Raw genomic sequence first — 14,694 nt, 5'->3', positions numbered from 1 at the left:
TTCTAGATCACCAACCTGTCGACCATTGCTTCGCGCATCCTCGGCGTCAGGTTGAGCACTGCCTCCGCATAGGTCGGGATGTCACCATGGTCCCGCCGCACGGTCGCGAGCGCGGCGTCCAGATACGCCGGATTGACCGACATCAGCGCACGGATCGCATCGTCGCTGATGTCGCCCCCATGGCGCGCGCGAATGCTTGCGGCTCCCTGCGCGATCCGCTCGTCGATCTTGCCCGCCGTGTTTGTGAGCAGATAGTCCTGCATCAGATCGTCCTCATGGACGCCAAGCAGCCGATGGACGATCGCGACGGCAAAGCCGGTGCGGTCCTTTCCTGCGACGCAATGGACAAGGCTTGGCGCGTCATATTCGGCCAGCGCGGCGAGATAGAGCCGCAGCGTTGCAACCAGCGCGGGCCGATATGGCATGCCGGCATAGGTATCGATCATCCGTGACCGCGCCGTCTCGCCGTCGATCGCCCCGCCTGCGGCCTGCAGATGTGGAGCAAGGCCGGCAGTGATCCCGCCGGCAAACAGCACCCGGGCGGAGAAATTCTCCGATCGACGGCAGGGATGGATCTCGCGTTCGTCGTCGCCGCGCAGGTCGATCACGGTTTCGAGGCCCAGCGCGTCGAGCGCGACCAGATCCTCGTCGCTCGCCGCCTCATGGTGCGCCGAACGCCACAGCGTCGCATCGCGCAATCGCCCGCCACCCTCGACGGCATAGCCGCCATAGTCGCGGAAATTGTGGATACCCGACAGGGGCAGGACGCGCTCGGCGAGCATGATCAGTCTCCTGTAAACACCGGATCCCGCTTCTCGACAAAGGCGTTGATCGCCTCCCGGTTGTCGGCGGTTTCGTGGACGATCGCCTGATAGGCGGCACTGAGTTCGAGGATGTCACTCATCCTGCTGTGTTGCGCTTCGCGGAGCAGGCGCTTCGTGAGGCGCAGTGCGCGCGGCGGGTTGCAGACGATGCGTTCGGCGATGGCGATTGCGCGGTCGAGCAGTTCGCCGTCAGGTACGACGTCGGTGACCAGTCCGTATTCCTTCGCCGTCGCGGCATCGAACCGGTCGCCGGTCAGGAACAGTTCGGCTGCACGGGGATAACCCAGCACCTTCTGGAGCAGCCATGCCCCGCCATCGCCCGGGACGATCCCGACCTTGATGAAGCTGCACGCGAACTTGGCGCTCTCGGCCGCAATACGGATGTCGCAGGTGCAGGCGAGGTCGCAACCAAGCCCGATGGCGTGACCGTTGACCGCGGCGATCATCGGGACTTCGCAGTCCATCAGCGCGCGGATCACCGCCTGCACGCCCTTGCGGTAATTGCTGCGGGTGGAGTCGGGCTGGTCGAGCACGCCGATGCCCTGACGATCCTTCATGCCTTTGAGGTTCCCGCCGGCGCTGAACGCCTTGCCGCTGCCGGTCAGGATGATCGCGCTGACGCTGCGGTCGTCGCCGAGCGCGCGGAGCGTTTCGATGATGTCCTGGCAATCCTCGTGGGTGCCGATCGCGTTCATGCTCTCGGGCTTGATCATCGTCAGGATCGCGATCTTGCCCCGCCGCTCGACACTCAGAAACTCGCCCATCAAAATCTCTCCTGTTTCGCGGGCAGGCTATGCCTCGCGGATCATGGTTGCAAGCCAAGGATGACGACCGGACGCGCTCCGGCGCCCGGTTGTCTCAAGCCATATCAGCGAACCGCGCCACCTTCGCGCAAGGCTGCGATCCGGCCTGCGTCATATCCGAGGGTAGCGAGAACGGCATCCCCGTCTGCGCCCACAGCGGGGGCCGGGCGGGGCACATCGTTCGACGTTGCCGAATAGCGCGGTGCCGGTGCGGGCTGGATAGCGCCGCCAACCGTCAGGAAGGTCTCGCGCGCGACGTTATGCGGATGCTGCGGGGCTTCGGTCAGCGACAGGACCGGCGCAAAGCAAACATCTGTCATTTCCATGAGCGCACACCATTCGTCGCGGGTTTTCGTTGCGAACAGCGCGGTGAGCTTGTCCTTGAGCGGCCCCCATTGCGACGGGTCCATTTGCGGGTCGAAGGACGGATCCTTGTCGAGCCCGGTCTTCTCACGCAGCAGCGCATAGAATTGCGGCTCGATCGACCCGATTGAGATGAACTTGCCGTCCGAGCAGGTGTAGGTGTCGTAGAAATGGGCACCGGTATCGAGCATGTTGACACCGGGCTCGTCCTTGATGCGACCCGCAGCGAGGAAGCCCCAGGTCATGCCGGCGAGCAACGCCGAGCCGTCGGTCATCGCGCAATCGATCACCTGACCTTCGCCCGTCCTGGCGGCGTGAACCAGCGCGCTCGACATGCCGAAGGCGAGCATCATGCCGCCACCGCCGAAGTCGCCGACATAGTTGACCGGCGGCAGCGGCTTTTCACCTGCGCGCCCGACGGTGTGCAGCACGCCCGAAAGCGCGATATAGTTGATGTCGTGACCCGCGGCCTGCGAATAAGGACCGAACTGCCCCCAGCCGGTCATGCGGCCGTACACGAGCTTCGGATTGTCGGCGAGCAGCACCTCGGGGCCAAGGCCGAGGCGTTCCATCACGCCGGGACGGTAACCCTCGATGATGCCGTCGGCGCTTTTGCAGAGGTCGCGCGCGATCTGCACGGCCTCGGGATTCTTCATGTCGAGCGAGATCGAGGTGCGGTTGCGTGACAGCGGATCGCGCGGATCCATGAAGCCGCCGGGTCGATCGATGCGGATCACCTCGGCGCCATGGTCGGCCAGCATCATGCCGCAGAAAGGACCGGGGCCGATCCCCGCGAATTCGATGATGCGAATGCCCGTCAGCGGTCCTGCCATGTCTTGTCTCCCTATGCCCCTCAGGGCCTCTTCGAATGTTGCACTTATGTGCCGGTAAACTTCAAACTGTCCCCGAACTGTCAGACTATTGCAGTCGGCCTGTCACCCCGCGCGCCTATCGGGCCGTCATGGAACGGGGACCTATCGCACTCGACCGCCGCGGTTTCGCCAGGGGCCTGATGGCCGCCGCCTTTGCCGGTCTCGCGCTTCACAGCCGTCATGTCTCCGCCTCGATGCTCGCCGAAGGGCAGGGGTTCGGTACGCCGGTCCCCGATCCGGCGCGCATCCTCGACCTGCCACCGGGCTTTTCGTACCGGATTGTTTCGCAATATGGTCAGGCGATGAGCGACGGGCACAAGGTGCCCAACAGTGCCGACGGCATGGGCTGCACCGTGCTGCCCGACGGGCGGCTGTGCCTGATGCGCAATCACGAACTGGGCGCCGACGAACTCGACCATGGCGCCTGCGCGGTCGGCACCAGCGGCGCCGCGGCAGCGTTCGACTGTCTTCGCGGCGGCAATGGCGAGGCGCTGCCGGGCGGCGTGTCGACACTGATCCTCGATCCCGCGACGCTTGGGGTCGAGGAACAATATCTCTCGCTGGTCGGGACGATCCGCAACTGCGCAGGCGGCATGACTCCGTGGGGCAGCTGGTTGAGCTGCGAGGAAGATGTCTCGCGCGCCGGCAGCCGGCACGGTCAGGACCACGGATGGGTGTTCGAGATGCCGGTTGCGCCCGGTCGCCTCGTGGCGGCCGAGCCGATCCGCGCGATGGGCCGGTTCAATCACGAAGCGGCAATTTGCGACCCCGGAAGCGGTGCGATCTATATGACCGAAGACCGGCAGGACAGCCTCTTCTATCGCTTTCTGCCTGCGGTGCCGGGACAGCTTCGCACGGGCGGGCGCCTGCAGGCACTGGCGCTGGTGGATCAATCGCTGGCCGACACGCGCAACTGGTCGGGCAAAACGCTGGCGACCGGCGAGTGGCATGATGCCCGCTGGATCGACCTTGACGACGTCGAAAGCCCGAAGGACGATCTTCGCAAGCGCGGGGCGCGCAGCGGCGCGGCGATCTTCGCGCGCGGCGAGGGGGTGCATGGCGGCGAGGGCGAAATCTATTTCACCTGCACCTCGGGCGGTCCGGCGCGGCGCGGCCAGATCATGCGTTACCGCCCGTCGCCGGTCGAAGGAGCGGCAAGCGAGGCGGCGCAGCCGGGGAGGCTGCAACTGTTCGTCGAAACGACCGAGCCCGAGCATTTCAGCTTCGGCGACAATCTGACCGTCGCGCCCAACGGCGACCTGATTGTCTGCGAAGACCGGCGCGGCGCCCGGCCTGACAACTGGCTGCGCGGGGTCACGCCGGACGGAAAGGTTTATCCCTTCGCCCGGGTGACGGCCGCGACCAAGGTTTCGGGCGTGTGCTTCGCGCCCGACGGCAAGACGATGTTCCTCAATCTCTACAGCCCGGCACGGACGATCGCCGTGCGCGGGCCGTTCTGAGGGAACGCGATCAGACACGCTCGATGATGATCGCCGGCGCCATGCCGCCCGCGGCGCACATGGTGACGAGGCCGTAGCGACCGCCCGAACGCTCGAGTTCGTCGAGCGCTGTACCGATCAGGATCGAACCCGTCGCGCCGATCGGATGGCCGAGCGCCATCGAGCCGCCGTTGATATTCACCTTCTCGCGATCGAGATCGAGATCGCGGATGAACTTCTCTGCGACGACCGAGAAAGCCTCGTTGATTTCCCAGACGTCGATGTCGTCCTTGGTCAAGCCCGCCTTTTCAAGAACCTTCTTCGCTGCGGGAACCGGAGCATTCAGCATCAGCGTCGGGTCGTCGCCGATATTGGCATAGGCAACGATGCGTGCGCGCGGCTTCAGCCCGTTCTTCTCGGCATATTCCTTCGAGGTCAGCAGTACCGCCGCCGCTCCGTCGACCACACCCGACGAATTGCCGGCATGGTGGAAGTGCTGGATTTCGAGGTCGGGATAGCGGCGGTTGATCTGCTTGCGGAAGGTGACGCCGCCACCGAGGTCGAAGTCGGCGAGCGCCGCGAAGCTCGGCTTGAGCGAGGCAAGGCCTTCGGCGGTCGTTTCGGGCCGCGGGAATTCTTCCCGGTCAAGTGCGACGCTGCCGTCGGGATTGAGCACCGGCACGACCGACTTGGCGAAACGGCCTTCCTTGATGGCGCGGTCGGCGCGCTGCTGGCTGACGAGCGCCAGCGCGTCGAGAGCTTCGCGGCTGATGCCTTCGATCGTCGCGATCGCGTCGCCGCAAACACCCTGGTTCGATTGCGGATGCAGTTCGTCGAGTGCCTCGTGACCCGAACCCATCAGGCGCGGCGGCAGGCCGGCGTTGGCCTGTTCGGCGGCATAGGCGCTGGTGTAGCTCATCATCTCGGTCCCGCCGGCGATGACGCAATCTTCCATGCCGCTCATGACGGTCGCTGCCGCGAAGTTCACGACGCTGATGCCGCCGCCGCAGAAGCGGTCGAGCGTCGTGCCACTGGCCTTGATATCATAACCCGCCGAAAGCGCCGCCATGCGGCCGAGATCGCCGCCCTGCTTGCCGTTCTGCGAGGAGGTCGACCAGACGATGTCGTCGACGGTCGCGGTGTTGAGGTTGTTGCGATCGCGGATCGCGCCGAGCACGGTCGCCGCGAGGTGCTGGGGGTGCAGATGCGAGAGCGCGCCTTTTCCGGGCTTTCCGATCCCGCGCGGGGTGCGGACGGCGTCGATGATGTAGGCTTCAGCCATGGAAGGTTCCTTTCGTGGAGACTTTCGAAGATCGTAGGTCGATTGAAAAGCGGGTCGTCGGGGAGCTTAACGGGGGGCCATGCGGATGGCGCCGTCGAGGCGGACGGCCTGGCCGTTGAAATAGGTGTTACGCACCATTTCCATGGCGAGGCTGGCATATTCCTCGGCCTTGCCGAGCCGCTTGGGGAAGGGGACCGACGCCTCGAGGCTCTCCTTCACCTTCGGGTTCATATTGTTGAGCAGCGGCGTTCCGAACACGCCGGGCATGATCGAATTGACGCGGATGCCAAGGTCCATCAGGTCGCGCGCCATCGGCAGGACAAGGCCGTTCACGCCCGCTTTCGCCGAACCGTAGATCACCTGCCCGATCTGGCCGTCCTGCGCCGCGACCGAGGCCGTCAGCACGATCGCGCCGCGCTCGCCGTCCTCCAGCTCGGGGAGCGTCGCCATGCCTTCGGCCGAGATCGACGCGACGCGGTAGCTCGCGGTCAGGATGCCTTCGACGCCATAGGCGTAGTCGGCTGTCGGCGTGCGGCGGTACCCGCCCGCTTCTTTGTCGTAAGCGAGCGTCTTGCCGCGGCGCGAGGTCATTGCGCAATGGACGCAGACGCGCTCCTGCCCATGAGCGGCGCGTGCCTTGCCATAGCCGTCGAGAACCGACTGTTCGTCGGTGATGTCGACATGGACGAACAGTCCGCCGATCGACTGCGCGACTTCCTCGCCCAGCGTGTCGTTGATGTCGAAGATCGTCACCTTCACGCCGGCGGCGGCGAGCGCTTCGGCCGTCGCGCGGCCAAGGCCGGAAGCACCGCCGGTGACAACGGCAGCCGTATTCGGGTCGAGTTTCATGGGGAGGCTCCTCAGGCTGGAATCTGGTTGAACGGCACGCCCTTGTCGGGGCGATGATCCTGCGGCAGCCCGAGGATCCTTTCGGCGATCGTATTGAGCAGCGTTTCGTCGGATCCACCGGCGATGCGTCCGGTCGGCGCGTTGATCCAGCTCGTCGCCCAGTCGTCCTTGGGCGAGAGATGCTCGTCGAACAGGAAGGCATCGGTGCCTTGCAGGTCGAGCGCGAGTTCTGACAGCTTCTGGCGCGATCGCACGGCGACCAGCTTGTTGAGCGAACCCTCGGGCCCCGGCGTCATCCCTGCCTGCATCATCAGCCGTGCACGACGGTTGATCGAGTCCAGCCCGGCGCGCATCGCATAGTTGCGCGCGATCTGCTGGCGGATACGGCCATCCTCGATCGCCGGCTTGCCGTTGAGGGTGAGTTCCTTCGCCAGATCGACGAACAGGTCGAGGTGCGGACCGAAGCCGGCGCTGTCGGTCGCGACATAGCGTTCGATCATCAGTGTCGTCAGCGCGACCGCGAAGCCGCCGCCGACGGGCGACATGCGGTGGTCGTCGCTGATCTTCACATCGTCGAAGAACACTTCGTTCACATGGCTGTCGCCACCCGCCAGCTTGATCGGACGCACTGTGACGCCCGGCGCCTTCATATCGACCCAGAAGTAGGTGAGGCCCTTGTGCTTGGCGACGGTCGGGTCGGTCCGCACGACGATGACGCCATAGTCGCTATATTGCGCCCAGCTGGTCCAGACCTTCTGTCCGTTGATTTTCCAACCGTTTCCATCGGTTTCGGCGCGGGTACGGAGGCCGGCGAGATCGGTGCCGCCGGAGGGTTCGGAGAAGAGCTGGCACCAGATCTCCTCGCCCTTCAGCGCCTTTATGACACGCTCCTTCACAAATTCCCGGTCGCTGCCGAACTGCATCAGGACCGGTACCGGCATGCCGAGCGAAATGCCGAAATAGACGTTCGGGAAGCCGTGCTTCATCTCCTCGGCTTCGAACGTGATCTTCTCGATATGACCGAGGCCCTGGCCACCCAGCTCGGTCGGCCAGTTGATGCCGGCAAAGCCCGCGTCGAATTTTGCGCTCTGATACCGGCGGCCGAGTGCCAGATCCTCTTCGACGGTCAGGCCTTTTCGTGCCGCCTTGCCGAATTGCGGGACGACGGACTCGCACCATGCTGCGGCCTTGGCGCGCCAGGCTTCGAGATCGCTCATGCGGCTTCTCCTGCGAGGCGGTCGACCAGCACATCTTCCCAGAAGAGGCTGCTCCCCTGTTCGAGCGCCAGCGTGCGCGCACGGCGCATGTGGAGGTGGAGCCCGATCTCCCACGTCACGCCGATCCCGCCGTGAATCTGGACGCAGTCGCGCGCCGCGGTGTCATAGGCTTCGGTCGCGGACAGCCGTGCTGCGGCGGCAGCGGTGATGAAATCGGGCTGGCCTTCGCGCGATGCGGCGTGGACGCAGTTCGCGCGGGCCAGTTCGACGAGGCCATAAAGTTCGGCGATCCGGTGCTTGATCGACTGAAAGGCGCCGATCGGCTGGCCGAACGCCTTGCGCGTCACGGCATAGTCGCGCGCGACCTCCATCAGCGCTTCGGCGCCGCCCGTCTGTTCGTGCGCGGTTACCACCGCTTGCAGCGAGAGAATGCCAAGCGCGGCGGCTCGTGCAGCTTCGCCGACCACCAACGTTTCGGCGGGCGTCGCCGCAAAGGCTATATCGGCGATGCACCGGCTGTTGTCGAAGCTTTCGACCACGCTCCGCCCGACGCCCGAAAGATCGGCAAGTGCAAGCACCGGCATGCCGGGGCCATTGGCGAAAACCAGCGCGACGTCAGCGAACAACCCGCCCGATACGCCTGCTGCGACCCCATCGAGCCGGTCATCCGTCAGCGTGACGACAGGCTGCTCAGGCAGGGGGGCCGGTCCCGAGGCAAAAGCGACTGCACCGATCGCTTCGCCGCCAGCCAGCGCGGGAAGCCACCGCGCCTTTTGCGCGTCGCTTCCGTAAAGCTCGATGGCTTTGGCGACGCCAAAGCTTGAGGTGAGGAACGGCGCGCCGCTCAGCGTGCGACCCGCCTGATGCGCGATAAGGCCCAGCTCGACCAGGCCCAGCGCGAGCCCGCCATGTTCCTCTGGAAGAGCAAGGGCGGTCCAGCCCTGTTCCTTCGCCATGGCCCAGAAGCCGTCGTGATATTTCCCGCTCGACTGCAGTAGCGGCAGCAGGTCGTCCTTGTTCATCCGCGCTTCGAGCGCTCGCCGCGACTCGGTCGCGATCGCTTCCTGCCCTTCGTCGTACAAAATCGACATCGGCCTGCTTCCTCTTCCTTGTCGTTTTTCGCCATCATCCGGACGTTAACGTAAACGTCAAGTGTTTTGACGTTACGGCTCGATGACAATCAACTGGCGCCTGTATCAGGCGAGGCCTGCCTTCCAGTCGCGCTTGATCTTCTTCGCGAGGCTCCATTTGTGGACCTCGGTCGGGCCGTCGTAGATACGGAAGGCGCGAACCTCGCGGAACACCTGCTCGACGATCGTCTTGTCGGTGACGCCGGTGCCGCCCATGACCTGAACGCAGCGGTCGGCGATGCGCATCAGCGCTTCCGACACCGCGACCTTCGCCATCGAGCTTTCGGCGGTGCCGAGCGAGCCGGTGTCGAGAACGCCCGCACACCAGTCGATCATCAACTCGGCCTGTTTGATGTCGATCAGGTTTTCGGCAAGCATGAAGCCGACGCCTTCATGGTCGATCAGCGGCTTGCCGAACGCAATGCGGCGGTTCGCATAGTCGGTCGCGATCTCGTTCGCCCGGATGCACGCGCCGAGCCAGCGCATACAATGCGACAGACGCGCGGGCGACAGGCGCACCTGCGCATAGCGAAAGCCTTCGCCCGCTTCGCCAAGCATCTGGTCGGCAGGAATGCGAAGGTTGTCGATCGTCAGCGTCGCATGGCCGCCCGGCATCGAGCTGTCGATGGTGTTCGGGACATCGTCGATGCGGATTGCCGGATCGGGCAGGTCGACAAGGAACATGCATGCGCCTTGCTCGGCCTTTGCCATCACGATGCCGACGCGGGCGCCTTGCGCCCCGGTGATGAAGGTCTTGCGGCCGTTGACGACCCAGTGATTGCCATCGGGGTGACAGGTCGTCTGCATCATCGACGGGTCGGAGCCCGCGCCGCCCTCGTCGGCAGGCTCGGTCATGAAGAAGGCCGAGCGAACACGACCTTCGACCATCGGTTTCAGGAAGCGTTCCTTGAGTTCGGGGCTGCCTTCCTTGCCGAGCAGATACATATTGCCTTCGTCGGGGGCCATGGTGTTGCAGGCGAGGGGGCCGAGCGGCGACAGGCCGCTCCTGATCAGGACGATCGCGGTCTCGCGCTGGTTCAGATGGCTGCCGTCGCTCAGGATATGCGGCGTGAGAACCCCCGCATCGCGCGCGTGCTCGCGCATCTCCATCACGAGATCGTCGGTGGGTGCGCCATGATGGTCGCGGCGGGGATCCTTTTCGAAGGAGACGACCGTTTCGCGGACAAAGGCTTCTACCCGCGCTGCAATTGCCAGCGCCCGATCCGATATGCCTTCGTTCGTCGTCATGCCGATTCCCTTCACTGCCTATGCAATCGCTCAACCCGACGTTGACGTAAGCGTCAAGTTAATTCATGTGCAAAGCCGATGCTGCCGTAAGGGCAATAATAATAGGGAAGGACGAGGAATGGCTTTCAAGACGCGTATTACCGAGATGCTGGGCATTGAGCACCCGATCGTCCAGGGCGGTATGCAGAGCGTCGGCTATGCCGAACTGGCGAGCGCCGTCTCCAATGCTGGCGGGCTCGGTATCCTGACCGCGCTGACCCAGCCGAGCCCCGAAGCGCTGCGCGAGGAGATCGAACGCTGCCGTGCGATGACCGACAAGCCCTTCGGTGTGAACATGACCGTCTTTCCGACGATCAACGCGCCTGACTACAAGGCCTATGCGCAGGCTATCATCGACGGCGGCGTGAAAATTGTCGAGACGGCGGGCACTCAGGCGGTCCGCGAGATCTGGGAAATGCTGAAGCCGCATGGCGTCGTCATTCTCCATAAATGCACGGCGGTTCGCCACGCACTGTCCGCCGAGCGGGCGGGCTGCGATATCATCTCGATCGACGGATTCGAGTGCGCTGGCCATCCGGGCGAGGACGATATTCCCGGGCTGATCCTTATCCCCGCGGCGGCCGACAAGGTGAAGATCCCGATGCTGGCCTCGGGCGGCTTCGGTGACGGCCGCGGCCTCGTCGCCGCGTTGTCGCTTGGCGCAGAAGGGATCAACATGGGCACGCGCTTCTGTGCGACGGCGGAAGCGCCGATCCATGACAATGTGAAGCAGGCTTACGTCGACAATGACGAGCGCGGCAGTTTCCTGATCTTCCGGAGCCTGAAGAATACGGCACGTGTCGGCAAGAGCGCGGTTTCCGAAGAGGTCGTTCGACGTCTCGCGCAACCCGACGCGACCTTTGCCGATGTCGCCGAACTTGTGAACGGCAAGGCCGGACGCGAACTGCTCGAGACCGGCGATCTCGACAAGGGTGTCTTCTGGGCGGGGATGGTGCAGGGGCTGATCCACGACATCCCGACGTGCCGCGAGTTGATCGACCGCATCATCGGCGAGGCGGAATCGATCCTCGATCAGCGGCTCGCGGGCTTTCGCCGCTGACCGGGGACGCCCGAAAAGAGGCGGAGCCGGCTTGGCCGGCTCCGCCGGGGCTCCTAGTCGAAAAGTTCCTCCAGAAAGGATTTCCGGCGCTTGGGATATCCCTTGTGATACCCGCCGTGCCGGTTGTCCCAGCCGGCTTGCGGCGCCTGTTGCGGGTAGGAGGGCTGCTGAGCCGGCGCCGCGGGCGCTTCGGCAGCGGTGCTGCGCTCGATGATCTTGTCGAGCTCGCCGCGATCGAGCCACACGCCGCGGCACTGCGGGCAATAGTCGATCTCGACCCCCTGACGGTCGCTCATGGCGAGCGGAACCTTGCACACCGGGCAGGGCATGCCCACAGCCGGCCCGGTCATTGCGATACCCCCTTGCGGCCCCGAAGTCGCATCGGTTGCCGCCCGAAGGCTGTTGCGGAAAATGAATATGCCATCACATAACTCCCAGTTGTGATCCAACCGGGGTGTCGACGTGGCAAGTGCATGAAACTGGTCGAGCCACATCGAGATTCCCCGATGCGGTCCGACATCACGATCCCGGGATCGCCAGAGGGGCCCGGCCCGCCCTGTAAACATAGAGGCTGCATTCCGGAATTCAACGGGATGTGCCCGACACCATTTCACCTTGTCGCGCGGGAACGTCGCTTCGACATGCGGACGTTGTTGCGAGGCACGTCACTGCTGCCGCGTTGTGGAAAGCCGCCGATTCAGGGGCGAAGGATGGTGAGCCCTGCTGGGTTCGAACCAGCGACCTACTGATTAAAAGTCAGTTGCTCTACCGACTGAGCTAAGGGCCCGACGCAGCGCCGAAAGGTCCGGCGCCCGAAGTGAGCCGCCGCCCTAGTGCGCCTCGGCGTTCGGGTCAACCGGCTTGGGGCGGATAAGGCGCGCGGCGAGCTGGCGAACGGTTCGCGCGCTGAGCGGATGGCGCCAGTCGGGCGCGATCGCGCGCAGGGGGCCGAGGACGAAGGCGCGTTGCTGCATTGCCGGATGCGGGATCGTAAGCCCGGCTTCGCTCCACACCCCGCCCGACCAGAGCAATATGTCGAGGTCGAGCGTCCGCGCGCTCCACCGCTGGCCGGTGCGGCGACCGAATGCGCTTTCGACCTCGTGCAGCCGTTCGAGCATCTCGGGCGGACTCAGCGGCGACGCGACGAGTGCGACGGCATTGGCGTAGCGCCGACGCGACGGGCCGATCGGATCGCTCGCGATGATCGGGCTGACATCCATGGGCTCGATGTCGTCGCTTTCGAGAGCGGAGAGTGCGGCAAGCAAGACCTGCCGGGGATCGCCATGGCGCGCGTGGCGACGGTTCGAGCCGAGGCCGATGGCATACAGGGGCAAGGGCGTTGCGCTGGTCATGGGCCTGCGCCTATCGCAGCACGGTGGAGATTGTAAGCCCCTTGCCCGGAACCGAGCCGCCGCGGAACTGCGCGCGCTGCCCGCGGCTGGTGGCGTTTCGCCACGAATGTCAGGCGGAATATCCAGGCTGGTGGAACGCGCCTGTCTATGCCTTCGGCGATCCGGAAGCATGGCTGGCTTTCGCCGGGCTGGCACCGGGGAAGCACGGCGCGAACCGCACTGGACGTCCGTTCACCGGCGACTATGCGGGCGACCTGCTGTTTGCGACGCTCGCCGAATTCGGGCTCAGTCGCGGGACCTATGATGCCCGCGTCGATGACGGATTGACGCTGGACGGCGCGATCATCGTCAACAGCGTCAAATGCCTGCCGCCACAGAACAAGCCGACACCGAAGGAGATCGCGAACTGCCGGCCCTTCTTCGAGACGCAGCTTGCCGCACTGCCGTCGGTAAGGGTCGTGATCGCGCTAGGCCGCATCGCGCACGACGCAGCCTTGCGCGCAGCGGGTGTCCGGCTGGCCGAATATCCCTTCGCGCATGGCGCGGTGCACGCGCTGCCCGACGGCCGCCATCTGGTCGATAGCTATCATTGCTCGCGCTACAACACGAACACCGGACGGCTCACTGCGGAAATGTTCGCGGAGGTGTTTCGCATCGCACTGCGCCTGCGCGATCAGACGAGCGGGCGGAATTCCTCGACCACGGCGCGATAGAGCTGGCGTTTGAACGGCACGATGAGCTTTTCCAGCTCGTCGAGCTCGGCCCAGCGCCATGACCGGAATTCCTGGTGCTTAGTTGCGATGTTGACGTCGCTGTCCTCGCCCATGAAGCGCATCAGGAACCAGAACTGGCGCTGGCCGCGATATTTGCCGCCCCACATCTTGCCCATCAGATGGTCGGGCAGGTCATAGAAATGCTCGGTCTTGCTGCGCGCGATGATCTCGACCAGCCCGCCGTGGACGCCGGTTTCCTCACCCAGCTCACGGATCGCTGCTTCCTCGGCATCTTCGCCGGGGTCGATCCCGCCCTGTGGCATCTGCCAGGCTTCGGAAGACGAATCGAGGCGCTGGCCGACAAAGATGCGGCCATCGCGGTTCGCCAGCATCACGCCGGCGCAGGGGCGGTAGGGGAGATTCTCGTCACTCATGCGGTGGCTTCGGTGACGAGCGCCTTCAAAGCTGTCAAGGCGCCGCGGATGTCATCCTTTGCGCTCGGGATCGCCTGCGACAGGTTGATATAGCCGTGGATGGTGCCCGCGCCCTCGCGATAGACGGTCGTCACGCCGGCTTCGACGAGTTTCGCGGCATAGGCGCGGCCTTGGTCGCGCAGCGGGTCGAGTCCGGCGGTCGTCAGCACCGTCGGCGGCATGCCTTCGGCGGGGAAATCGAGCGGCGAGGCGCGATAATCGGCAGGATCGGCAGCATAATTGTTGCCGAACCAGGTCATGCTGCCCTGCGTCAGCAGATGGCCCTCGCCGAAATCGCGATAGCTCTGCCAGTCGTCGTGCGTCGTTACGGCCGGGTAGATGGGATGAATTGCCAGCACCGGCTTCGACGCCGGATTGTCGCGCAGCGTCAGCGCGGTCGCGATGGTCAGGTTGCCGCCAGCGCTCTCGCCGGCCAGTACGAGCCCGGTGCAAGGAATATTGTCGGCGACCCAGCGTGTCGCTGCTTCGCAATCGATCGGCGCAGCGGGGAAGGGGTGCTCGGGCGCAAGCCGGTAATCGACCGCGATCACGGGCATATCGAGCTGGCGCGCGGCTTCGGCGCACCAGCCGTCGTGCGTGTCCAGATCGCCGATCACCCAACCGCCGCCGTGATAGAAAACCATGACGGGTCCGGCCTCACGATCGGGACGATTGTCATAGAGGCGGATCGGGATGTCGCCCGCCGGACCCGGGATGGTGCGATCTTCCACTTTCGCGATTTCGCCGCGCGGACTGTCGGCCATCTGCGCCATCACGCGGAACGTCTCGCGCGCGCCCTCGGGCGGCAGCTCTTCCATCTTCGGCCCTTCCTGCGCGTTGAGGAAAGCGAGAAAGGCGGCCACATCGGGGCGGGTATAGTGGGTCGGTCCGTCGGTCATCCTGTCCATCCCTTATCTGTTATGCGAGCTTGCTATTCGGCATCGGCGGCGCAAATTCAATCGCGAAATGAAACCCACCCTGCGGTCATCCTTTGCGGCGCACAATTTTTTCTGAATTGCGACAATCCGCG

The 14,694-nt window shown here is 64.8% G+C and carries 15 protein-coding genes and 1 tRNA gene; 3 read left to right on the top strand and 13 right to left on the bottom strand.

The genetic code is table 11. The annotated features are described in order from the left end of the window. Positions 1 to 2 precede the first annotated feature (2 nt). The 3 genes from L7H23_RS02280 to L7H23_RS02270 form a co-directional block, all read right to left on the bottom strand. On the bottom strand, positions 3 to 782 hold the full coding sequence (locus L7H23_RS02280; protein ID WP_237837744.1) for a tyrosine-protein phosphatase: 780 nt from the start codon (positions 780 to 782) through the stop codon (positions 3 to 5). 2 nt (positions 783 to 784) lie between these two features. Then, positions 785 to 1,588: a crotonase/enoyl-CoA hydratase family protein gene (locus tag L7H23_RS02275; RefSeq protein WP_237837743.1), complete on the bottom strand. Its 804-nt coding sequence runs from the start codon at positions 1,586 to 1,588 to the stop codon at positions 785 to 787. Between the two features lie 104 nt (positions 1,589 to 1,692). After that, on the bottom strand, positions 1,693 to 2,823 hold the full coding sequence (locus L7H23_RS02270; RefSeq protein ID WP_237837742.1) for a CaiB/BaiF CoA-transferase family protein: 1,131 nt from the start codon (positions 2,821 to 2,823) through the stop codon (positions 1,693 to 1,695). A 128-nt stretch (positions 2,824 to 2,951) separates the two neighbouring features. Between L7H23_RS02270 and L7H23_RS02265 the strand changes: the two genes are divergently transcribed. Beyond that, the gene (locus L7H23_RS02265; RefSeq protein ID WP_237837741.1) at positions 2,952 to 4,322 is read left to right on the top strand and encodes an alkaline phosphatase PhoX; all 1,371 of its coding nucleotides are present in this window, start codon (positions 2,952 to 2,954) and stop codon (positions 4,320 to 4,322) included. A 10-nt stretch (positions 4,323 to 4,332) separates the two neighbouring features. On the opposite strand, the gene L7H23_RS02260 is transcribed toward L7H23_RS02265, so the two are convergent. The 5 genes from L7H23_RS02260 to L7H23_RS02240 all read right to left on the bottom strand — a co-directional run bounded on the left by L7H23_RS02260 (position 4,333) and on the right by L7H23_RS02240 (position 10,027). Beyond that, complete coding sequence (locus L7H23_RS02260; RefSeq protein WP_237837740.1) at positions 4,333 to 5,583, bottom strand: acetyl-CoA C-acetyltransferase; 1,251 nt, start codon at positions 5,581 to 5,583, stop codon at positions 4,333 to 4,335. 66 nt (positions 5,584 to 5,649) lie between these two features. Further along, on the bottom strand, positions 5,650 to 6,432 hold the full coding sequence (locus L7H23_RS02255) for an SDR family NAD(P)-dependent oxidoreductase (RefSeq protein WP_237837739.1): 783 nt from the start codon (positions 6,430 to 6,432) through the stop codon (positions 5,650 to 5,652). Positions 6,433 to 6,443: 11 nt separating this feature from the next. Continuing rightward, on the bottom strand, positions 6,444 to 7,649 hold the full coding sequence (locus L7H23_RS02250; protein ID WP_237837738.1) for an acyl-CoA dehydrogenase family protein: 1,206 nt from the start codon (positions 7,647 to 7,649) through the stop codon (positions 6,444 to 6,446). Beyond that, the gene (locus tag L7H23_RS02245; protein WP_237837737.1) at positions 7,646 to 8,740 is read right to left on the bottom strand and encodes an acyl-CoA dehydrogenase family protein; all 1,095 of its coding nucleotides are present in this window, start codon (positions 8,738 to 8,740) and stop codon (positions 7,646 to 7,648) included. The genes L7H23_RS02250 and L7H23_RS02245 overlap by 4 nt, the downstream gene beginning before the upstream one ends. 105 nt (positions 8,741 to 8,845) lie before the next feature. Beyond that, positions 8,846 to 10,027 (bottom strand): acyl-CoA dehydrogenase family protein, encoded by a 1,182-nt coding sequence (locus tag L7H23_RS02240; RefSeq protein ID WP_237837736.1) that lies wholly within the window; start codon positions 10,025 to 10,027, stop codon positions 8,846 to 8,848. Positions 10,028 to 10,145: 118 nt separating this feature from the next. Here L7H23_RS02240 and L7H23_RS02235 point away from each other — a divergent pair, with 118 nt between their 5' ends. Then, a complete protein-coding gene (locus L7H23_RS02235; RefSeq protein ID WP_237837735.1) occupies positions 10,146 to 11,126 on the top strand; it encodes a nitronate monooxygenase family protein in 981 nt (326 codons plus the stop codon). Positions 11,127 to 11,179: 53 nt separating this feature from the next. On the opposite strand, the gene L7H23_RS02230 is transcribed toward L7H23_RS02235, so the two are convergent. The 3 genes from L7H23_RS02230 to folK all read right to left on the bottom strand — a co-directional run bounded on the left by L7H23_RS02230 (position 11,180) and on the right by folK (position 12,478). Then, positions 11,180 to 11,476, bottom strand: a complete 297-nt coding sequence (locus L7H23_RS02230; protein WP_237837734.1) for a zf-TFIIB domain-containing protein — start codon at positions 11,474 to 11,476, stop codon at positions 11,180 to 11,182. Between the two features lie 361 nt (positions 11,477 to 11,837). Beyond that, positions 11,838 to 11,913, bottom strand: a tRNA-Lys gene (locus L7H23_RS02225). Positions 11,914 to 11,956: 43 nt separating this feature from the next. Continuing rightward, on the bottom strand, positions 11,957 to 12,478 hold the full coding sequence (gene folK, locus L7H23_RS02220; RefSeq protein ID WP_237837733.1) for a 2-amino-4-hydroxy-6-hydroxymethyldihydropteridine diphosphokinase: 522 nt from the start codon (positions 12,476 to 12,478) through the stop codon (positions 11,957 to 11,959). A 23-nt stretch (positions 12,479 to 12,501) separates the two neighbouring features. Between folK and L7H23_RS02215 the strand changes: the two genes are divergently transcribed. After that, entirely contained in the window at positions 12,502 to 13,191 is a 690-nt protein-coding gene (locus L7H23_RS02215) for a uracil-DNA glycosylase (protein ID WP_237837732.1), read from the top strand. Here L7H23_RS02215 and L7H23_RS02210 read toward each other — a convergent pair. Together L7H23_RS02210 and L7H23_RS02205 are read right to left on the bottom strand one after the other, a co-directional pair. Beyond that, positions 13,152 to 13,625, bottom strand: a complete 474-nt coding sequence (locus L7H23_RS02210; RefSeq protein WP_237837731.1) for an RNA pyrophosphohydrolase — start codon at positions 13,623 to 13,625, stop codon at positions 13,152 to 13,154. The two genes, L7H23_RS02215 and L7H23_RS02210, sit on opposite strands and share 40 nt — an antisense overlap. Further along, entirely contained in the window at positions 13,622 to 14,563 is a 942-nt protein-coding gene (locus tag L7H23_RS02205; protein ID WP_237837730.1) for an alpha/beta hydrolase, read from the bottom strand. Before L7H23_RS02205 ends, L7H23_RS02210 begins: the two co-directional genes overlap by 4 nt. Positions 14,564 to 14,694: the final 131 nt, after the last annotated feature.

The sequence above is a fragment of the Sphingopyxis sp. BSN-002 genome, from assembly GCF_022024275.1.
Lineage (GTDB): Bacteria > Pseudomonadota > Alphaproteobacteria > Sphingomonadales > Sphingomonadaceae > Sphingopyxis.
This window is presented reverse-complemented; position numbering and strand designations above follow the sequence as displayed.